The 18,686-nt window shown below is 66.0% G+C and carries 19 protein-coding genes and 1 riboswitch; of the genes, 8 read left to right on the forward strand and 11 right to left on the reverse strand.

Translation table 11 applies throughout. From position 1 onward, the window contains the following. Positions 1–97 precede the first annotated feature (97 nt). Together WKB88_RS11555 and WKB88_RS11560 are read right to left on the reverse strand one after the other, a co-directional pair. Positions 98–658, reverse strand: coding sequence for a CueP family metal-binding protein (locus WKB88_RS11555; protein ID WP_341394694.1), 561 nt, complete (start codon positions 656–658; stop codon positions 98–100). A 59-nt stretch (positions 659–717) separates the two neighbouring features. Continuing rightward, complete coding sequence (locus tag WKB88_RS11560; RefSeq protein ID WP_341394695.1) at positions 718–1,710, reverse strand: DUF2804 domain-containing protein; 993 nt, start codon at positions 1,708–1,710, stop codon at positions 718–720. 100 nt (positions 1,711–1,810) lie between these two features. On the opposite strand from WKB88_RS11560, the gene WKB88_RS11565 reads away from it, so the two are divergent. The 3 genes from WKB88_RS11565 (at position 1,811) to WKB88_RS11575 (ending at position 4,203) form a co-directional block, all read left to right on the forward strand. Beyond that, the gene (locus tag WKB88_RS11565; RefSeq protein WP_341394696.1) at positions 1,811–2,617 is read left to right on the forward strand and encodes a carbon-nitrogen hydrolase family protein; all 807 of its coding nucleotides are present in this window, start codon (positions 1,811–1,813) and stop codon (positions 2,615–2,617) included. A gap of 178 nt (positions 2,618–2,795) precedes the next feature. Then, positions 2,796–3,362 (forward strand): RNA polymerase sigma factor, encoded by a 567-nt coding sequence (locus tag WKB88_RS11570; protein ID WP_341394697.1) that lies wholly within the window; start codon positions 2,796–2,798, stop codon positions 3,360–3,362. Beyond that, entirely contained in the window at positions 3,346–4,203 is an 858-nt protein-coding gene (locus WKB88_RS11575) for a hypothetical protein (protein WP_341394698.1), read from the forward strand. The genes WKB88_RS11570 and WKB88_RS11575 overlap by 17 nt, the downstream gene beginning before the upstream one ends. Here WKB88_RS11575 and WKB88_RS11580 read toward each other — a convergent pair. Together WKB88_RS11580 and WKB88_RS11585 are read right to left on the reverse strand one after the other, a co-directional pair. Continuing rightward, on the reverse strand, positions 4,200–4,706 hold the full coding sequence (locus tag WKB88_RS11580; protein WP_341394699.1) for a CoA-binding protein: 507 nt from the start codon (positions 4,704–4,706) through the stop codon (positions 4,200–4,202). The two genes, WKB88_RS11575 and WKB88_RS11580, sit on opposite strands and share 4 nt — an antisense overlap. Next, positions 4,696–6,036, reverse strand: coding sequence for an O-acetylhomoserine aminocarboxypropyltransferase/cysteine synthase family protein (locus WKB88_RS11585; protein WP_341394700.1), 1,341 nt, complete (start codon positions 6,034–6,036; stop codon positions 4,696–4,698). The genes WKB88_RS11580 and WKB88_RS11585 overlap by 11 nt, the downstream gene beginning before the upstream one ends. A 154-nt stretch (positions 6,037–6,190) precedes the next feature. Here WKB88_RS11585 and WKB88_RS11590 point away from each other — a divergent pair, with 154 nt between their 5' ends. Next, on the forward strand, positions 6,191–6,451 hold the full coding sequence (locus tag WKB88_RS11590; protein ID WP_341394701.1) for a hypothetical protein: 261 nt from the start codon (positions 6,191–6,193) through the stop codon (positions 6,449–6,451). Here WKB88_RS11590 and acs read toward each other — a convergent pair. The 5 genes from acs to WKB88_RS11615 form a co-directional block, all read right to left on the reverse strand. Then, entirely contained in the window at positions 6,445–8,469 is a 2,025-nt protein-coding gene (acs, locus tag WKB88_RS11595) for an acetate--CoA ligase (protein ID WP_341394702.1), read from the reverse strand. The genes WKB88_RS11590 and acs overlap by 7 nt on opposite strands. Then, positions 8,460–9,350, reverse strand: coding sequence for an ABC transporter permease (locus WKB88_RS11600; RefSeq protein ID WP_341394703.1), 891 nt, complete (start codon positions 9,348–9,350; stop codon positions 8,460–8,462). Before WKB88_RS11600 ends, acs begins: the two co-directional genes overlap by 10 nt. Continuing rightward, complete coding sequence (locus WKB88_RS11605) at positions 9,350–10,405, reverse strand: aliphatic sulfonate ABC transporter substrate-binding protein (protein ID WP_341394704.1); 1,056 nt, start codon at positions 10,403–10,405, stop codon at positions 9,350–9,352. Before WKB88_RS11605 ends, WKB88_RS11600 begins: the two co-directional genes overlap by 1 nt. A gap of 140 nt (positions 10,406–10,545) precedes the next feature. Continuing rightward, the gene (locus tag WKB88_RS11610) at positions 10,546–11,379 is read right to left on the reverse strand and encodes an ABC transporter ATP-binding protein (RefSeq protein WP_341394705.1); all 834 of its coding nucleotides are present in this window, start codon (positions 11,377–11,379) and stop codon (positions 10,546–10,548) included. 269 nt (positions 11,380–11,648) lie between these two features. Next, positions 11,649–12,473 (reverse strand): hypothetical protein, encoded by an 825-nt coding sequence (locus WKB88_RS11615; protein ID WP_341394706.1) that lies wholly within the window; start codon positions 12,471–12,473, stop codon positions 11,649–11,651. A 161-nt stretch (positions 12,474–12,634) separates the two neighbouring features. Beyond that, positions 12,635–12,750, forward strand: a riboswitch (SAM riboswitch). 36 nt (positions 12,751–12,786) lie between these two features. Between WKB88_RS11615 and WKB88_RS11620 the strand changes: the two genes are divergently transcribed. Continuing rightward, complete coding sequence (locus WKB88_RS11620; protein WP_341394707.1) at positions 12,787–14,202, forward strand: LLM class flavin-dependent oxidoreductase; 1,416 nt, start codon at positions 12,787–12,789, stop codon at positions 14,200–14,202. A gap of 121 nt (positions 14,203–14,323) precedes the next feature. Then, on the forward strand, positions 14,324–14,941 hold the full coding sequence (locus tag WKB88_RS11625; protein WP_341394708.1) for an alpha/beta fold hydrolase: 618 nt from the start codon (positions 14,324–14,326) through the stop codon (positions 14,939–14,941). 28 nt (positions 14,942–14,969) lie between these two features. On the opposite strand, the gene WKB88_RS11630 is transcribed toward WKB88_RS11625, so the two are convergent. Both WKB88_RS11630 and WKB88_RS11635 read right to left on the reverse strand, forming a co-directional pair. After that, a complete protein-coding gene (locus WKB88_RS11630) occupies positions 14,970–15,743 on the reverse strand; it encodes a MerR family transcriptional regulator (protein ID WP_341394709.1) in 774 nt (257 codons plus the stop codon). After that, entirely contained in the window at positions 15,730–17,031 is a 1,302-nt protein-coding gene (locus WKB88_RS11635) for an MFS transporter (RefSeq protein WP_341394710.1), read from the reverse strand. Before WKB88_RS11635 ends, WKB88_RS11630 begins: the two co-directional genes overlap by 14 nt. Before the next feature lie 286 nt (positions 17,032–17,317). Between WKB88_RS11635 and WKB88_RS11640 the strand changes: the two genes are divergently transcribed. Beyond that, entirely contained in the window at positions 17,318–18,145 is an 828-nt protein-coding gene (locus WKB88_RS11640) for an LPXTG cell wall anchor domain-containing protein (protein ID WP_341394711.1), read from the forward strand. Between the two features lie 107 nt (positions 18,146–18,252). Beyond that, a complete protein-coding gene (locus WKB88_RS11645; protein WP_341394712.1) occupies positions 18,253–18,681 on the forward strand; it encodes a CoA-binding protein in 429 nt (142 codons plus the stop codon). The last annotated feature ends 5 nt before the right edge of the window (positions 18,682–18,686 follow it).

Genomic DNA, 18,686 nt, shown 5'->3' on the forward strand with positions numbered 1-18,686 from the left:
AGAGTAACCGCCCCAGGACCCGCGGCGCCTCCCCCCACCGAAGAAACACTAGGCTTTGGGGAGAAATGAAGTCCCGCAGAACCTGATTCATGCAGGCTTACGCCAGCCGCATTGTGGTGATGCAGGTGGGACTGTCCTCGAAGGTCCCGAAGTCCTGGGTTGCGGTGCCCGCAGCGGAGGTAATCTGCAGGGACCCGGCAATGTCCTTCGGCAGCCAGAAGCCGGCGAAGCCGTTCTCATAAGTGCTGGTGCTTTCATCCACCAGCACCGTTCCGTCGGCAGCTGTGATCCGCACCTGCACGGGGGTGTCGGTGAGTTCGCCCTGACAGCCGGAGAGACTGTGGTGGAAACAGTCGTGGGTGGTGGTGGTCCATGGTGCCACGGCCAGATAGAACTGATCCTCCGGCAGAGCCAGTACGGTCTCCTGCCCCTTGTCCTGAAGGATGACCGAATCATAGGTCACGGAGGCGGAGAGGCCGGTGGACCGGTCCTCATTGGTGCGGTCCAGCTGTTCAACGACTTCCGAGGTGCTGGCATGCTCCAGCCCATGCTCACGCAGCAAATTGCGGCTGTTCGTTTCACTGTCGTCCGGGCCGGCGCTGCAGCCCGTGGCCAGCAGCAGCGCGGCAACGGGCAGGATGACACGCTTGAGCTTCATGGCACCAGCCTACGACGGCGCCGCGCCGGGCCTCAAAACGCAGCTCAGGCCACGGGGGTTCACCAGCGGTGCCGGGCCTCCTCGATCCAGCCGGTTAGCCCGCTCAGCGAATACTCGGTCCCGTCCGGGGTGCGTGCCGTTCCGGTCCAGGCGCCGAAGGCCTGCCAAATCTCGGAGGAGATCACGCCCAGCTTGGTGGCCGACGTCCTGCGGTGGAACGGCGTCAGCACGGCATCGATCCACGGCCCGTGCACCGTCCAGGGTGACGCGGGATCACTGAGGTCATACGTGAACTCAAGTTCGCCGTCGTAGTGGTGCAGCCGACCGTCCACAATCAGGGCGTTTTCCGTGGCCGGAGTTCCGGCCGTCCACTGCCCGCCGATCTGCAGCCCCAGCCGCGTACCGTTCACGGTTCCCGACCCCGCACCCCAGGTCCACGTGGTCCGGTACGGCCAGCGGCCCCGCCCGCGGTCCAGAACGGCAAAGGCGCCGGCGCCAACGTCAAACGTCTTCCCGTCCACCGTCACGGTTCCGGAGACGTCCCGTGCCACGTCCTTGAGCGTGTACTGGAAGCGCCGGTCGGACCAGGGCACCACCACGCCCAGCACCTCTCCGTCCGCGGGTGCGTACAGATCCACCGCCACCCGCGGCGAGCGGGCACGCAGGTGGGTGCCGCCGTCGTCGTCGTGGAAGCGCAGCGACACATCGCCCGCGGCGCCCAGCGCCGTCAGCGGCGGAAGCGTGTCCGGCAGCTGGACGTCTGCGGGGGAGGGGAGGATCTTCAGCGGCTCGATGCTGATTTCCTCTCCGGTGGCCCGGACCAGCACGTAGATCTGGAGACTTGCCGCATACCCGAGGTTCACAATGGTCATGCCCACGGCCAGTTCCGGGGACAGGATCCCCCAGTACTCCCAGCGCTTGGTCCGCAGCCGCCCCGCCGGGCCGTCAGGGAGCGGGGTGCGGTGCAGCGGCGAGCGGGAGTAGCCAACGGCCTGCGGATTAAGGGATCCGCGGGCAGTGGTCAGGTCTGTCGGCAGCGTGAGTTCGTCCATGCGGCACCAGTCTAGGCGGCTGGTGCTCTCGATCCGTGCTCCGCTTCCGGGTCCTGGTCTAGGCTGGGAGGAACTTCGGTTCCGGAAGAAGGCGGTTGTTATGTTGGTGAGCGTAGGCCAGTTCAGTCCCACGGGCGACGTCGGGGAGAACCTTGACGTCATGCGTTCCCTGACGGCCAAAGCGAAGGCCGAGGGCGCCGAGCTGATCGTGTTTCCCGAGGAATCAATGTTCAGCGTGGGCAAAGTCGAAGGCCCGCTGGCCGCGGCGGTCGACGCCGGCTGGACCACTTTTGTGCAGCAGCTGTCCCTCCTCGCTGCCGAACAGGGCATCGCCGTCGTCGCCGGCGGGTATGAATCCAGCGGCGAGGACCGGCCCTTCAACACGCTGGTGCTGATAGACGCCACCGGGCGGATCGCCGACACCTACCGCAAACTGCACCTGTATGACGCTTTCAGTTACGCCGAGTCGGAGCGGATCAAGCCCGGCGACGGCGGCGTCAAGGTTGTCGAGCTTGGAGGCATCAAGGTTGGGCTGATGACCTGCTATGACATCCGCTTCCCTGAACTGGCACGTGCGCTCACTGATCAGGGCGCGGACCTGCTGGCGGTTCCGGCGGCCTGGTTCAAGGGCGAGCACAAGATTGAACACTGGGAAACGCTGCTCAAGGCCCGCGCCATCGAAAACACCGTATGGGTGGCCGCCGCGGGAACCTCGAGCCGCCACACGGTGGGCCACTCGGCGATCCTGGACCCCATGGGCGTGGCGCAGGCATTCCTGGGTGATGAATCCGAGGCAGTGGTCACGGCGGAGGTCACCCGCAAGCGGATCGACGACGTCCGGGAGTTCCTGCCGGTGCTCCGCAACCGCCGCTTTGCGGCCAACGACCGCATTGTTTCCGCCCAATAAAACTTTTTTCGCAACAACGTAACCTTTCGGTACTCCGGTACGATTACTCTTTTGGAACGACCGCACCGAGGCTTATCCCCCCAACGAGCCCCGGTGCGGTCGTTTCTTCATGTGTGGGGGCCAAACCGGCAGGGTAGTATGTGGGGCGCCCATCCTTCCGCGAGGGAAAGACCGAACCTTGGCCACAGCCCTGACAGAGGAAATCCTCTCTGCCGCCGCCGGCGGGAAGCCCGAAGCACTTCGCCGGATCTATGAGGCGCTCGCACCGTCGATCCTGGCCTATCTCAGCGGCAAGGGAAGCGAAGATCCTGAGGCACTGACCCAGGAAGTCTTCCTGACGGTCTTCGGCAAACTGAACACTCTGACCGGGGGTTTATCCGGATTGCGGACCTTCGCTTTTTCAGTGGCCCATGCACGGATGGTTGATGATGCCCGGAGGCGTGAGCGGCAACCGCTGCTGGCGGAGTTTCATCCCTCGGCCGACGCCCGAGTCACCGCTTCAGCCGAAGAAACGGTGCTTGGATCGGGAGCCGGAGTCGCCGAACTTCTGGAAGGGCTGACACGCCGGCAACAGGAAGTGCTCCTGCTGCGTGTTGTTGGTGACCAGTCCGTCGAAAACACGGCCAAGATCATGGGATGCACCGAGGGAGCAGTCAAACAGCTGCAAAACAGGGCGTTAAAAACACTCAAGGACCGGTTGGAACGGGAACGAAAGGAGGAGCCGGCTCATGAACGAATTGCCTGAACCGGACAACGACCTGGGCATCCGGCATCTCCTGGCCGAATCCGGGACCGGGGAAAGCCCCGAGCTCCTCGAGGGCCTGCGCCGCCTGCGGTCCTTTCGCTCCGCCCCCGCCCCCAAACCCACGGGCGAGCTGGCTGCCCTGCTTGCCGAAACACCCGCCCCGCCCCCTCAGCGGCCGCCGCGGCACCGCGGCTTGATCCTGAGCTTTGCGTTGGCGGGTGCCATGGCGGCGGGCACCACCGGGGTTGCCGCGAACAACGACCTGCGCCTCGCCACCGATACATTCTCCGCCCACCTGATTGAACAGATGCTGCCGGGCCACAACCACGACGAGCCGCAGCCGCCCGCCCAGCCGCCCGACGACGTCCCCCTGGCCGCCGGTGACGCTGCGGCGGAAGGGGGTGCCGGCGGTGCCGGCGGTGCCGGTGGTTCCGGCGGAGAGCCGGCGGTTCCCGGAACCCACCTGCCGGTGCCCGCGGCTGACACCGGCGGGCAGGGGGCACCGGCAGCGGCGGAAACCCCGCCGCCGGCCGACAACACGCTGCCCGCCCCGGCTGCTGAACCCGCACCAGCCGTCCTTCCGGAAACCGCTGCCACTCCGGAAGCCCCGGCCATTCCCGAAGCCAGCGCAGAGCAACCCGGGAAGAGCGGCGGCGCGCATCCCTCCGGCATCCATCCGGGACAGGGCAGGCCGGCCGACGGCCACAACGGGCGGGGCAGGCACTGGCCCGGCGACCGGGAATCGGCCCAGGCCCCCGGACAGGGGAGGGGCTCCGCCGGCCCCGCCGGCCACAGCCGAGAGAGCGCCCATCCAAACAACGGGACCGGACAGGGCCGCTAAGCGGTCAGCTGCCGCTTCGAGGAAATGACTCCGGTGTTAAACCCGGCCAGGTTCAGTCCGCCGTGGAACCGTGCATGCTCGATCTTGATGCAGCGGTCCATCACCACGTCCAGGCCGGCGGCCTCCGCATCCCCCGCCACCTCCTCATGCCAGGAACCCAGCTGCAGCCACAGGGTCTTCGCGCCGACGGCGACGGACTCCTGAAGCACCTGCGGCAGGTCATCATGGCGCCGGAAAACATCCACGATGTCCGGAACCTCGGGCAGGTCCGCCAGCGAGGCATAAACGGGCCGGCCGAGGATCTCCCTGGCCACCGGGTTCACGAAGTAGACCGTGTAGGGCGAGGAGGAGAGCAGATACGTGGCCACGAAGTAGGAGGCACGGGACGGCTTGTCCGAGGCTCCGACAATCGCGATCGACTTCGCGCTGCGCAGCAGAGCGAGCCGTTCCGGGGCGCTCGGCCCGTCCCAGGTCCTGGATTCGGTTCCAACTTCAGCTGACACTGGCGGGCTCCTCAACGGTGGATGCAACGGGAAACGCAGAGGCGGCAGCCACGGCCGCGTCGAGTGCCTGGTCCAGGTCCCAGAGGATGTCCTCGAGGTCCTCCAGGCCCACGGAAATCCGGACCAGATCCTCGGCCACTCCGGCGGCGGAGAGCTGCTCGGAGGAGAGCTGGCCGTGCGTGGTGGATCCGGGATGGATCACCAGCGTCCGGGAGTCACCCACATTGGCCAGGTGCGAGGCCAGCTGCAGGGCTTCAATGAAGGTCTTGCCGGCCTCGCGGCCGCCCCGGACACCAAAGCTGAAGACCGATCCCGGTCCCTTCGGCAGGTACTTTTTCGCCCGGTCGTGATGGGGATGGGACGGAAGCCCGGCATAGCTGACCCACGACACGCGCTCGTCGGCTTCGAGCCATTCGGCCACGGCCTGAGCATTTTTCAGGTGTTCGTCGAGCCGCTGCGGGAGGGTCTCCACTCCCTGCAGCAGGGCAAACGCCGAGGTTGCGCTGAGCGTCGGTCCGATGTCGCGCAGCTGCTCGGAGCGCAGCTTGGTGAGGAACCCGTATTCGCCGAAGTTCCCCCACCACGAGATGTTGCCGTAGCTGGCCACCGGTTCCGTCATGGCCGGGAACTTGCCGTTGCCCCAGTTGAACTTTCCGGATTCCACCACCACCCCGCCCAGCGTGGTGCCGTGGCCGCCGAGGAACTTGGTGGCCGAGTGGATGACAATGTCCGCGCCGTGCTCAAACGGGCGCACCAGATACGGCGTACTGAGGGTGGCATCGAGGATCAGCGGCACACCGGCGTCGTGTGCCACCTTGGCCAGTCCCGCAATGTCGGTGACTTCGCCGCTGGGATTGGCCACCACCTCGGCGTACACGGCCTTGGTGTTCTCCCGGATTGCTGCAGCGTAGTCCGCCGGGTCGGTGCCGGGAACAAAGGTTGTGTCGATGCCGAAGCGGCGCAGGGTTACGTCCAGCTGGGTCACGGTGCCGCCGTAGAGCTGTGCGGCGGCGACAATGTGGTCGCCGGCCCCGCACAGCGCGGCAAAGGTCACGAATTCCGCGGACATGCCCGAGGCCGTCGCCACCGCCCCGATGCCTCCCTCGAGTGAGGCGATGCGTTCCTCGAAGGCAGCCACGGTGGGATTGCCGATGCGGGAGTAGATGTTGCCATACTTCTGCAGCGAGAAGAGGTTGGCGGCGTCGTCGGTGTCCTTGAAGACAAACGACGTGCTCTGGTAGATGGGCACGGCGCGGGCACCGTGCGTGGCGTCGGGGGTTCCGCCGGCGTGCAGGGCACGGGTCCGGAAGCCGAAGTGGCGATCACTCATGAAATGAGTGCTCCTTTCTGGTGGCCGCGGCAAAGCGGCTCGTTGATCGTTGCGAGTTGGAGACAGCGGGCGAAGAATGTTCAGCAGGAGCGGGCACACAGCGGACAGGCAGCGGCGGGCGACGCCGGAGGGACCAACGAAGGGCATCAGCGCCATGGACGAATACGTCGTTGTCATCGAAACCGGCTACAAGCTGGGTGCCGCTACGCACAAAATCTCCGCCACGGAACCGCTGCCGCAGGTCGAAGCCAGCCGGCTGTTCCTGGAACTGATGGACGGGATGCACGCCGATCTGCTGCCCGCAAAGGCGGACACCACCTACCTGGAAATCTCGCCCACGGAGTTCATGCGGATCCACCGGCTGATGGGCGGAGTAGTGGTGATGGACCGGGTGACGCTGGCCCGCGTTCACTGAGACACTCCTTCGCGGCGGTCCCGGCACACGCGGGCGATGTCCGCGATGCAGAGCTCGTTCTGCAGGCTGGTGGTGTCGCCCAGCGCCGTGCCGTCAAACAGCTGGGTCAGCAGCCGCCGCATGATTTTCCCGGAGCGGGTCTTGGGTACATCCGGAACGACGACGACGGCGGCCGGCTTCGCGATCGGCCCGATCTCCCGGGCAATGTGGGCCCGCAGTTCCACGGTGACGCGCCGGGTGAAGGCCGGGTCCGCCGGACCCGGTTCGGGCAGGGCGGCGGCGGCCGCCGGGGACAGGACCACGAACGCCGCGATCGCGTGTCCGGTTTTGGAATCCGGCACCGGGCAGACGCCCGCCTCGGTGACCCAGGGATGGGAAACCAGGGCTGACTCAATTTCGATCGTGGACAGCCGGTGCCCTGACACGTTGAGCACGTCGTCGGTGCGGCCGAGAATCCAGGTGTCGCCGTCGTCGTCATACTTTGCACCGTCGCCGGCCAGGAACCAGCCCTGCCGGGCGTACTGCCGCCAGTAGGAGGACAGGTAACGCTGCGGATTGCCCCACACCGTGCGGGCCATCGCCGGCCCGGTTTTATCCACCACGATGAAGCCCTGCGTGTTCGGCGGCACCGGGTTTCCGTCACCGTCCACGATCCGGGTGCTCACGCCGGGCAGCGCGCGGGAGGCGCAGCCGGGCTTGAACTGCGCGTCGCCGGGACGCGGGGAGAGGATGGTGGCGCCGGTCTCGGACTGCCACCAGGTATCAATGACCGGCACCTCCCCGCGGCCAAGCTGCTCGCGCAGCCAGCGCCACGCCTCCGGGTTCACCGCTTCACCCACCGTGCCCAGCAGCCGGATGGAGGAGAGGTCGTACGTTCCCGGAACGCCCTCGGGGAACCAGCCCATCAGCGACCGGACCAGGGTGGGAGCGGTGTAGTAGCTGGTGACGCGGTACCGCTGGATGATCTCGAAGTGCCGGCCCGGATGCGGCGTATCCGGGGTGCCCTCGAAGATCACCTGGGTGGCGCCGTTGGAGAGCGGACCGTAGATCTCGTAGGTGTGCGCGGTGACCCAGGCCAGGTCGGCGGTGCACCAGTGCACGTCGCGCTCGCGGGCGCCCGGATCCGGGTTCGCGAAGAGGTATTCGTAGCTCCAGGAGGTCTGCGTCAGATAGCCGCCCATGGTGTGGACCAGGCCCTTGGGCTTCCCGGTGGTGCCCGAGGTGTACATGATGAACAGCGGCGTCTCCGCGTCGAAGGCCTCCGGCTCGTGCAGGTCCGGGGCGGTGTCCACGGTTTCGTGCCACCAGAGGTCCCGTCCCTCGGTCCAGTCGATCTCGGATCCGGTGCGGCGGACCACCAGCACATGCTCAATGGCGTTGGTTCCGGACACCGCGGCGTCGGCGTTGTCCTTGACCGGCACGGCGGCGCCGCGGCGGAACTGGCCGTCGGTGGTCACCAGCAGCTTGGCGCCGGTGTCCTCGACCCGGAACTTCAGCGCTTCGGCGGAGAAGCCGCCGAACACCAGCGAATGCACGGCACCGATCCGGGCGCAGGCCAGGGTGATCACGATGGTCTCCACGATCACCGGCAGGTAAATGACCACGCGGTCTCCGCGGCCGATGCCCAGCGCCAGCAGCGCGTTGGCGGCGCGGGAGACCTCGCGCTGCAGATCGGCGTAGGTAACAGTGCGGCGGTCACCGGGTTCGCCCTCGAAATGCAGGGCCGCCTTGTTGCCGCGGCCTGCGGCCACATGGCGGTCCACGCAGTTCACGGCGACATTCAGGGTGCCGCCGGCGAACCATTCGATCGAGGGGACGCTGTATTCGGCGTCGTCCTCGGGCGTTTGCGGCCCGCTCAGGCGCTGCGGCGCGGCGAAGGTGTGGGCGGTGTGCCAGGGCTGCTCCCACTGGAGCCGGCGTGCGGCGGCTTCCCAGAACGCGATGCGTTCGTCCTCCGTGGCGGGATCGACGGCGCCGGCCGGGTCAACGGTGGCTTCGATCGTTGGGATCAGGCCCATTTCTTCACGGCCCCTTTCTCTGCAAGTCCCAGGAGCGCGTCGGTGGCCTTGCCGATGAGGGCAAGCAGGACGATGGCCAGCAGCAGCCGGTCGGTGCGTCCGTTGTTCTGCGAATCGATGAGCAGAAAGCCCAGCCCCATCGAGGAGGCAATGAGTTCGGCGGCAACCAGGAACAGCCACGCCTGGGCCAGGGCCAGCCGCAGCCCGGAGAACACGGCGGGGACGACGGCGGGCAGCTGCACCGTTCTCAGCAGCTTCAGCCCGTTCAGGCCAAAGGCCCGGGCAGCTTCGACCAGGTTCCGGTCCACGTGGCGCAGGGCCAGGGACACTGTGGTGAACACCGGGAAAAACGCGCCGATGGCGATCAGGGTGATCTTGGAATCCTCACCGATCTTCAACCACAGGATCAGCAGCGGCACCCAGGCCAGGGACGGTACGGCGCGCAGCGCACCGATCACCGGGCTGAGCAGGACCTCCGCCAGCCGGGACAAGCCCAGCAGGGCACCCAGCGCCAGCCCCAGCAGGGCGCCGATGACAAAACCAATGAGCACCCGCTGGGTGGAAATGGCGATGTGCTGGCCCAGCTGGCCGCGGTCGATGAGGTCGAGGGCCGCGGTGTAGACGGCGGCGGGGGAAGGCAGCTGGACGGCGGTGAAGACACCGGCGGCCGTGCTGAGCTGCCAGGCTGCCAGCAGGACGGCCGGAACCACCAGTCCCAGGGCGAGCCGGATCCAGCGGCGGGAAAGCAGGCCTGCGGGTGCAGTTTCCCTGCTTGGCCCGGAAGGGGAGGGTGCCGCCGCAGCTCCGGTGGCGGCCAGGCCTGCCCGGGAGACGGGAACGGCACTGTTGCCGGTGAGGTACGGGGTTTCGAACTGCGTCATCAGGACTCCTTGACGGCGTCGGGGTCGGCATTACGCACGTAGGAATCGTCAAAGAGGCTGTCCAGGGCGGTGTCGATCTTGGCCTGGTCCGCAACGTCTCCGGTCTCCACGAGCGTGGGGCCGATCTTCTCCAGGACGCTGCGCTGCGCCTCGCCCGGGGCGGGGTCGACGTCGAGGTTGCTGCGTTCGAGCACCACGGTCTGCGCAACGGCCAGATCCAGTCCGGCGACATCGGCGAGGATCTGCGCGGTTTCCTCCGGGTTCTCCGCAGCCCAGGCGCGGGCCTTCTCGTAGGCGTTGACGACGGCCTGTGCCTGCTCGGGATCCTCCTCAAGGAACGCCTCATTTGCGGCCAGGATGCCGTAGGTGTTGAAGTCCAGGTTCCGGTGGACCAGCCGGGCACCGTTTTGCTCGGCGCCGGCCATGATCGGGTCAAGTCCGGCCCAGGCGTCCACCGAACCGTTCTCCAGCGCGGTGCGTCCGTCGGCGTGCTGCAGCTGCTCCACGGTGACGTCGGTGAGGCTCAGCCCGGCCTCTTCCAGGGCCTGGACCAGGAAGAAATACGGGTCCGTGCCCTTGGTGGCGGCCACCGACTTGCCCTTGAGGTCCGACACGGAGGTGATCTCCGAATCCGCGCCGACTACCAGCGCTGACCACTCGGGCTGGGAAAAGACGTCGATGGCCTTGATCGGGGACCCGTTGGCACGGTTGAGCAGCGCGGCGGAACCGGCCGTGGAACCGACGTCCACCGCTCCGGACCGCAGATTCTCGTTGGCCTTGTTGGACCCGGCGGACTGCACCCACTCCACGGTGACGCCGTCCTCCGCGAGCGTTTCCTCCAGCCAGCCCTGGTCCTTGATGATCAGGCTCAGCGGGTTGTACGTCGCGAAGTCCAGGGTGAGTGTTCCGCCGTCGGCGGTTCCGGCGTTCGCGGCAGATTCGGAATCCTCCCCGGCCACGCAGCCGGTCAGCAGCAGGGACGCTGCGGCTGCGGCCGCGGCGAGGGCCTTGATGGGGGAGGAAATCGGAGAGGAGCTGCGGGAACGGCTGTTCATGGGAGTTTCTTTCTCTGGGAAGTCTGGGAAGCATGAGTCAGTGCCGCAAAAGGCACGGGAGGACCGGGAGTGCGCCCGGGAACCGGGGCGCGTCCCGGGAGGGCGGCAGCCGGGATGGTTCCGGGAGGGGCGCTGGACGGCTAGTGGCGGTCGACGCCGAGGCGGGCCAGGAGCTCGCCGCGCATTCGTGCCAGCTCCGCCGACGCGCGGTTCCGCGGCCGGCTGCCGGGCACGGTGATGGTGTCCGTGATCGTGGCGCCGGGGGTTCCGGGCTCTTTGCCGAGGATGATGATGCGGTCGGCCAGCTGGAGGGCCTCGTCCACGTCGTGGGTCACCAGCAGCACGGTGGTGGGGGTGGCCCGGTGCACTGAGAGCAGCAGGTCCTGCATCTTCAGCCGGGTCAGTGCATCCAGGGCACCGAAAGGTTCATCGAGCAGCAGCACCCCGGGGGTGCGGGCCAGTGCCCGGGCCAGCGAGGCGCGCTGCGCCATGCCGCCCGAGACGGCCCGCGGCCGGTGCTTGGCGAAGGACGCCAGTTCCACCAGTTCCAGCAGTTCGGCGACCTTGGCCTTGCCGTTTTTGGCGCTTGTGCCCTTGGGCAGTCCCATGGCGATGTTGGCCTGCAGAGTCTGCCAGGGCAGCAGCCGGGGTTCCTGGAACGCGACGGCGCAGCGGTCGTCGATTCCGTTCACGGCAGTGCCGTTGATCAGGACTTCGCCGGTGCTGGCAGGATCCAGGCCGGCAGCGGCACGCAGCAGCGTGGACTTTCCGCAGCCGCTGGAACCCAGGATGGCCAGGACCTCGCCGGGGGAAACTTCAAAGGTGATGTCCCGGAGGACGAGGTGGGCCTCAGGTCCGGTGCCGAAGCTGCGGCCCAGGCCGGAAAAGGTCACGGGAAGCGCGGAGCCGGCGGGTGCCTGCCCGGAAACAGCGGGCGGGGCGGCGGCAGGGGACTGTGAAGCCAAGGCGGTCATGTTAACTCTCCATCGGTCCTGGCAGTAGCACCCTACGGAAAACGCCTTGGGCCGGTTACGGCCTCCTGCGGCGTTGTCCTCGTTATTGCCGTTCCTCAAGGAGAAGGTACGGCAACCAGGGTTGCTGCGGCTTCACTGATCCAGGTCTCTCAGCCGCTCGGGATGGTCAAGTGCTACTAAACGCGCCATTCGGGAAACGGGCAAGTCCCCGGCGTAATATTTCGCTGCGCTGCCCTGGCGGCCCACAAGCCGGTGCAGGCTGTGGATCATCATCTGCGCAGGCTTTCGAGGGCAGGGTGGGCCTTCAGTCCGTGCTCCCCGTAGAGTGCCCAGACCAAGTAGGCGATGGCCACCGGCGCCTCCGCTCCTCCGATCAGAAGCGGTTCCGAGGAGTGGAATTCGAGCACCATGCTGTTGTTCTCCGGCTCGGGATAACAAACGGAGACGTGCGCGTAATAGAAGCTGAGCCACCTGCCGTTTGCTTGGCAGATAATCCTCCGGTCGGTCAGGAACATTTGACTGTGCTGGGAATCGCGCCACTGTTGGCGCGATGCAGCCTGAGCTGCCCGCCGTCGTGATCTGTTGGCTAGGGCGGTAACTCCGAATCCTGCTAGGACAAAGGCAGGCTGCCCCCAAAAGAATCCCGATGTATGAACATAAGTTCCGTTGAGGCCGTAAAAGCGTGCATAATCCGCTCTGATTGAAAGGTGCACTGTTTCGCCCGGTTCCAGAACGATTCCCCACACTTCAAGGGACGCCGGCCGGTGTCCCGCCGAGAGTTGTGCAACCAGGTTTCTGGCCGCGGCCCATGAGTTCTCGTAGTTTTGTTGAAGATTTGCCTGGGCCTGCTCCGATTTGGTGAGATGGCCGCCGGACCGCCGATAGCCGCGGAAAACGCGGTAACCGTTCCGCACCGTACGGATCACCAAAACAATGGTGAGCACAACCCACATCAGGAAAATGGCGAGTTGAATGAGGGCCTGAACATTGACACTGCTGCCGGACTGGAGGTTGATGTTTGTCCCCAGGGCCGCGCCGAGATAAAGCGCAAAAACACCAACAAACGGCACGATCCAGCTCAGGTGTCTTTTCATGTCGCACACAATAGCGACTGGGCGCGCCAGCGGAAGCGTGTTTTGGGTCCGGCAACGGGCGGGACCCCGGCCGGCGGCAGGAGTGGGCAGCAACGGGCAGGTTCACAAAAGGTCATTGACTTCCCAAGCGCTGCAGTGCTGTGCAGATACTGGAGCCGAAGGATCATGAGTCCCAACGCGAAGCTCTGGCTGGTTGGGCGGCAACCCTCTTCTCCGTAGCGGGGTGCCCCAGATGAGGATCCGGCCGTCCCGCGTCCGCGGACGGCAAGTACGGCGCTCCTTTGCGGGTGCGTCCCGTTCCGAAAGGTTCCCCATGTCAGAGCAGAGCATCCCCGCGACCGAAGAGAGCAGCCGGCGGCAGATCCGCTTCAATGCCTTCGACATGAACTGCGTGGGCCACCAGTCGCCGGGCCTGTGGCGCCACCCGCAGGATAAGTCCGCCGAGTACACCGACCTCCGCTACTGGGCGCATCTGGCCAGGACCTGCGAAAAAGGGCTGTTTGACGGCATTTTCCTCGCGGATGTGCTGGGCACCTACGACGTGTACGGCAGCTCCAACGAGGCCACCCTGCGGCAGGGAACCCAGGTTCCGGTCAATGATCCGCTGCTGCTGGTGTCCGCGATGGCCCTGGTCACTGAACACCTCGGCTTCGGCGTCACTGCCGGAACCGCGTACGAGCATCCTTATCCGTTTGCCCGCCGGCTCTCCACGCTTGACCACCTCACCAACGGCCGGGTCGGCTGGAACGTCGTGACCGGGTACCTGCCCTCCGCCGCCCGGAACCTGGGGGCTGAAGACCAGCTGGAACACGATGAGCGCTACAACCACGCAGATGAGTACCTCGAAGTAATCTACAAACTGCTGGAAGGCTCCTGGGAGGACGGCGCCGTCGTCCGCGACAAGGAGACCGGCGTTTTCACCGACCCGGCCAAGGTTCATGACATCAACCATGAAGGCAAGTACTTCAAAGTTCCGGGAATCCACATCAGCGAGCCGTCGCCGCAGCGCACGCCGGTGATTTATCAGGCCGGCGCCTCCCCGCGAGGCATAACGTTTGCGGCTGCCAACGCCGAGGCGGTATTTGTCGGAGCGCCCACCAAGGAAAAGCTGAAGGCAACGGTCACGAAAATCCGGGACGCCGCCGAGGCCGCAGGCCGGGACCGGCATTCCATCCGGATCTACACGCTGATGACCGTTATCACTGCCGCCACCGCAGCAGAAGCCGCCGCCAAACACGAGGACTACCAGCAGTACGCCAGCCATGAGGGTGCCCTGGCGCTGATGTCCGGGTGGATGGGCGTGGACCTGTCCGGCTACAACCTGGACGAGCCGCTGGGCAACGTGAAATCCAATGCCATCCAGTCCGCCGCGGGCAACTTCCAGAAGCCCAAGGACGACGGCGAACCCTGGACGGTGCGCGACATCGCCGATTCAGTGGGGATCGGCGGACTGGGGCCGCGGATGGTGGGTTCGGGAGCGGAAATCGCCGAGGAGATGATCCGCTGGGTGGAAGAGACCGACGTCGACGGTTTCAACCTGGCCTACGCGGTTACGCCGGGCACCTTCGAGGACATCGTCGAGTTTGTGGTGCCCGAACTGCAGAAGCGCGGCGCCTACCGGACCGAATACAGCGCCGGCACCCTGCGCAACAAGCTGTTCAACCGGGGAGACAAGCTGCCGGAGGAACACCGCGGCGCCTCGTACCGGCTGCAGCCGGCGGTGTATTAAACCGGAGTACGCAAGTCGGCTCTGCCTCCGCCGCCATTGACCGTACCCGGGCCCGCTCCTACGTTTGAAAGGTGGCGCATCCAATCCGGTGCGTCGTCCCCAGCCTGTGCAGGAGCATGCCATGGAACACTCTCCCAGCGCTTCCGGAATCGCTCTGTCCGCAGACGGAACCCGCATTGCCTGGTCCCGGCAGGGCAGCGGCCCGCCGCTCGTGATCGTCGATCCCCTCACGGCGGACCGCAGCAGCTCCAGCACGCAGGTTCTTGCCGACCTGCTTTCGGAGAACCACACGGTTTACACCTATGACCGGCGCGGCATGGGGGAGAGCGGAATGGGGGAGGAATACACGGCAGAGTCCGACGTCGATGACTTGCTGGCGGTGGTGCAGGTGGCCGGCGGTTCCGCGAGCCTTTACGGGTTTGCCTCCGGCGCTTTCCTGGCGCTGCGCGCCGCTGAGGAGTCGGCGGTGATCACCCGGGTGGTGGCGCTGGAGCCAACTCTGGCGCTGGAGGAAGGTGAGGACGAGCTTCTGCTCCTGCAGACCGAACTTGAAGGACTGGGCGGCGTCCAGGTCCCGGTTCTCGTTCTGGCGGGCAGCACCAGCGGCGACGAAACCCAGGACCTGGCCCGCCGCGCCGCGGCCGCTCTCGATGAGGGGGAGTTCCAGCTGCTGGAGGGCGATACGACGAGCGTGCCTGACACAGCGCTTGCGGACGCCATCGAGTCCTTCCTGAACTAGCGCCGGCGAAGTATCCGGCGTCGCCAGCTCAGCCCACTCCCTCCAGCCGCTCTGTGATCCGGGCCAGGGCCAGCTGCTGGGCCGGATTCAGTGCGCTTTGCCGGTACTCGTCAAAAACGGCCGTGACGGCGGACTCGTCCGCGGCCAGAAGCTGCCCGGAACCCGCGATCGCGTCCCGGACGGGAACAGCGACTGTTTCCACGAAACCGGTAACCAGCTGCTCCAGCTCTTCGTCGGAGGTTTCCTGGGTGAGCCCGGCAAAGTCGGTGTAAAACTGCAGCACCCCGTCGGCAAGCTCCGACGAGCTCAGTTTCTCGTAGACCTCCGCAAGGCTGTTAACACCGTCCTCACCCGCAAGATGTGCCAGCAGGATGGCCTGTTCACGATCCATCTGCCGCACGGATGCAGGAGCTGACGCGGCGAAGGCGTCAACCACCTGCGCCAGCTCCGGCGGCAGATCCAGTGCGCGGGCCGTCCTGAGCCCGGTGATCAGCCGTTTCCGGCGCTGCAGCAGGTCCATTTCCGCGTCAATGCGGGCCTCCAGCTCGTCCAGCAGGGCCGTGGCTTCAGCTCCCGGGCCGCCGGTTCCGCCGTCGCCGTCCAACAATTCCGCCATTGCGTCCAGCGGAATTCCGATGGCGCCAAGCCGCTTGATACGAAGAAGGCGAATGAGGTCCCGGGCGTCGTAATTACGGTACCCGTTGTACCCGCGCTCCGGTTCCGGCAGTACTCCCAGCTGGTGGTAATGCCGCAATGTCCGCACCGTTACCCCGGCCAGCGCTGCCATCTCACTGCTTTTCATCTCCCACCGTCCTCTCGGGGTCCATTGTGCCCGGTGCCGCGGGCGTTCCGGGTGTGGACGCGGAGGCCTCGAGCGGAACCTGCGGGGTAAGACGCAGGGAGGGCGATCCCAGTGCCCACCCCGCCGCCGCGGTCCACAGGCCTGCCACGGTCAGGCCTGCCGCAACCAATCCGTGCCGCTCGGCGATAAGGGCTGCTGCCGCCATCCCCGCGGGCGCTGCCAGAAGGGCCAGGGAGTTCTGGGTTCCCATGATGCGCCCCAGCATCTGTTCCGGGATGCGTTCGACCATGACGGTTCCGGTTACGCATCCGAGCAGGGCGGAGGCGAGGCCCAGGATCAACGCTCCGGTGAGCATGGCCCACGACGCCGGCAGTGTGCCGAGAATGGCCAGGCCGGCTGCCGTTCCGGCCAGACCGGCGGTGAGCCAATACCGGCGGAGCCCCGGTCGTGAGGCCAGGACTGCGTAGAGTGTCCCGCCCGCCAGCGTCCCGGCGGCGAGTGCGGCGAGGACGAGCCCCAGCTCTCCGGGCCGGTTCAGCAGGAAAAAATGCGCGGGCAGGATGATGCCCTGCAGGGCAACCAGGACGCCCACCATCATAAGGGTCATGAGGGTGGCCGCGCGCAGGGTTTTGTCGCGCTGAAACAAGACGCTCCAGCCCTGCCGCAATTGATTCCAGGCCGGACGATTTTTTGTTAGGGACTCCGGCTCGGGTTTAAGGGCGCAGGCACTGCCTGGAATGAGAAGCGTCACCGCTGCTGCCGCAAGGGAGGTCCCCGCGGTTATCCAAAGGACCGTGGACCCCTCAAATAAGACCATTAGTCCGCCCGCGGCCGCCGGCCCGATCACCATGACCAGCGCTCCAATGCTCTCCCGAATTCCGAGGAGTTTCCCTGCGGAAAGACCGGCCGCACGGGCTATTGCCGGAAGGAGCGCCTCCCGTGCGGTCAAACCCGGCATATCACCTACTGCGCCAAGAATGCCGAAAACAATAAACCAGCCCAGATCCAGACCGGTCAACGCATCAACCACCGGCAGAGCCGCAAGTGAAACGGCAGAAACAGCGTCGGCAGCAGCGGAGGCGGTGCGCCGGTTGACCCGGTCGATCACCACCCCCGTTAGCAGGCCGGCCAGGAATGCGGGAACGGCGGTGGATGCCGCCAGGATGCCCGCAGACATGATGCTGCCCGTTGCCTGAAGCAGGATCAGGGGCAGGGCAATTGCCGCAATGGAGTTTCCCAGCAGTGAAAGCGAGTACGAGGTGAGGTAGAAGACTGCGGTTGATTTCATGCTCTCGAGTAAGAACTATGACGCTGCGTCGGAGTCAAGTTTCCGTTTCCGCCCGCACGGCAGTATCCGTCCCGTATGTCTTCGATTCGAAAACAAGTATCAGTCCGGCAGGGGACAAGGAACCTCCGGTGGTTTGCTCCACCCACCGGACGCAGTTTCTAAAAAACTTCTTCCCGGAAACAGCAATTTTGCTTTCTGCTCTGGAATACCCCAGCAGTCGGCCTATAGGTTCAGGGCCCCGAGCGTTCCACTGCGCTTTTGATCTCACTTTAGGCAGGCACACCCTATGAGTCGTTTCCAACCACTTCATGAGGCTCGATCACACACCGGGCGCAGGCGGCTGCGAATTGCCGCCCGAGGCCTGCTGGGTGTGCTTCTGGCGATGCTGATGATCGCTCCGCTCGCTTCACCGGCGTCCGCCAGAATCGATTATGTGCGGGAGGTGCCGGCCAACAATCCCTATGGCCCCAACACCGACATAGTCATCAGCCGGCTGGGGGAGGGCCAGTCGCTGACCGGAGCCCTGCCTCCGGTGGGGACCACCTGGCCGGTTGCGTCATATCCAACGTCCATTCCCTCGGGGTACCAGACCAACAACCCCGGCTTTGCCGGCGTCATCGTTACCGAGGACATCAACGGCGAAACAACGGCACCCATGTACTGCATCGATATCCGCACCGAAACACGTGTCGGGATCGGCTATGAGAACGGCACCTGGGACGAAGCGACAGTGCCCAACATCGGGTACGTCAACCGGATTCTCAACTCGTACTACCCCATAGTGACGGAGCCGGAAGACGGCAGCAGTGAAAGCGTTACTGTCCAGACCACTCTGCCTGAGCCGGTTGCCGTGGCCGCCGGCAGCACTGTGGACCTGACGGTAACCAATGCCTACACCGCGGTGCCGGCTCCCACCCCCACCCCCACGCCTGCACCAACCCCCGCGCCGGAAAAGCCGGAGCGGCCGGAGAAGCCCGGAAAGTCGGGGAAGCTCCCCAAGACCGGCAGCGACGGAACGGCCCTGGCCGTGTCCGCCGGAGTCGGAGCCCTGGGGCTGGGCGGGCTGCTCCTCCTCGCGGCAAAGCGGCGCCGCGGATCCGGTGAGGATCTGTAAACGGGATCCCCGAGCTTTACGCCCGGGCTGCGGACACCTCCTCGCGGGTGTCGGCAGCCCGGGCGTAAGCTGGAGCCCCCTTTACGGTTTCCATCGAAGGACGGCACATGGCAGTTGACGGCGCACACGTAAATGACCCGGCGGTAGTCGAACGCCTGCTTCGGCAGAAGGGCCGGTGGGCCGTCGTCGGGCTCTCCAATAACCCCATGCGCACGGCAGTGGGCGTATCGAAGTACGTCCAGGATCATCTCGGCATGGAGATTATTCCGGTCAGTCTCAAGGGCGACGATGTCCACGGCAACAAGGGCTACCGGCGGCTCAGCGAAATCCCGGGCCCGATCGACGTCGTCGACTGCTTTGTAAACTCCGCCCGGGTGGGCGATGTGGTGGACCAGGCCATCGCCGTCGGGGCGAAAGCCGTGTGGTTGCAGCTCGGCGTCATTGACGAGGCAGCCGCCCGCCGCGCAGCCGATGCCGGCCTGGACGTCGTGATGGACACCTGCCCCGTCATTGAGGCTCCACACTACGGCTTGTGAGCGTT

Origin of the sequence: Arthrobacter sp. G119Y2 (assembly GCF_038069765.1) — a bacterium.
Taxonomy (GTDB): Bacteria; Actinomycetota; Actinomycetes; order Actinomycetales; family Micrococcaceae; genus Arthrobacter_B.

What these genes read in the sequence shown, in the direction of transcription:
- WKB88_RS11555 (WP_341394694.1), bottom strand. Translation starts at nt 658, where the DNA reads ATGAAGCTCAAGCGTGTCATCCTGCCCGTTGCCGCGCTGCTGCTGGCC.
- WKB88_RS11560 (WP_341394695.1), bottom strand. Translation starts at nt 1,710, where the DNA reads ATGGACGAACTCACGCTGCCGACAGACCTGACCACTGCCCGCGGATCC.
- WKB88_RS11565 (WP_341394696.1), top strand. Translation starts at nt 1,811, where the DNA reads ATGTTGGTGAGCGTAGGCCAGTTCAGTCCCACGGGCGACGTCGGGGAG.
- WKB88_RS11575 (WP_341394698.1), top strand. Translation starts at nt 3,346, where the DNA reads ATGAACGAATTGCCTGAACCGGACAACGACCTGGGCATCCGGCATCTC.
- WKB88_RS11585 (WP_341394700.1), bottom strand. Translation starts at nt 6,036, where the DNA reads ATGAGTGATCGCCACTTCGGCTTCCGGACCCGTGCCCTGCACGCCGGC.
- WKB88_RS11590 (WP_341394701.1), top strand. Translation starts at nt 6,191, where the DNA reads ATGGACGAATACGTCGTTGTCATCGAAACCGGCTACAAGCTGGGTGCC.
- acs (WP_341394702.1), bottom strand. Translation starts at nt 8,469, where the DNA reads ATGGGCCTGATCCCAACGATCGAAGCCACCGTTGACCCGGCCGGCGCC.
- WKB88_RS11600 (WP_341394703.1), bottom strand. Translation starts at nt 9,350, where the DNA reads ATGACGCAGTTCGAAACCCCGTACCTCACCGGCAACAGTGCCGTTCCC.
- WKB88_RS11605 (WP_341394704.1), bottom strand. Translation starts at nt 10,405, where the DNA reads ATGAACAGCCGTTCCCGCAGCTCCTCTCCGATTTCCTCCCCCATCAAG.
- WKB88_RS11610 (WP_341394705.1), bottom strand. Translation starts at nt 11,379, where the DNA reads ATGACCGCCTTGGCTTCACAGTCCCCTGCCGCCGCCCCGCCCGCTGTT.
- WKB88_RS11615 (WP_341394706.1), bottom strand. Translation starts at nt 12,473, where the DNA reads ATGAAAAGACACCTGAGCTGGATCGTGCCGTTTGTTGGTGTTTTTGCG.
- WKB88_RS11620 (WP_341394707.1), top strand. Translation starts at nt 12,787, where the DNA reads ATGTCAGAGCAGAGCATCCCCGCGACCGAAGAGAGCAGCCGGCGGCAG.
- WKB88_RS11625 (WP_341394708.1), top strand. Translation starts at nt 14,324, where the DNA reads ATGGAACACTCTCCCAGCGCTTCCGGAATCGCTCTGTCCGCAGACGGA.
- WKB88_RS11630 (WP_341394709.1), bottom strand. Translation starts at nt 15,743, where the DNA reads ATGAAAAGCAGTGAGATGGCAGCGCTGGCCGGGGTAACGGTGCGGACA.
- WKB88_RS11635 (WP_341394710.1), bottom strand. Translation starts at nt 17,031, where the DNA reads ATGAAATCAACCGCAGTCTTCTACCTCACCTCGTACTCGCTTTCACTG.
- WKB88_RS11640 (WP_341394711.1), top strand. Translation starts at nt 17,318, where the DNA reads ATGAGTCGTTTCCAACCACTTCATGAGGCTCGATCACACACCGGGCGC.
- WKB88_RS11645 (WP_341394712.1), top strand. Translation starts at nt 18,253, where the DNA reads ATGGCAGTTGACGGCGCACACGTAAATGACCCGGCGGTAGTCGAACGC.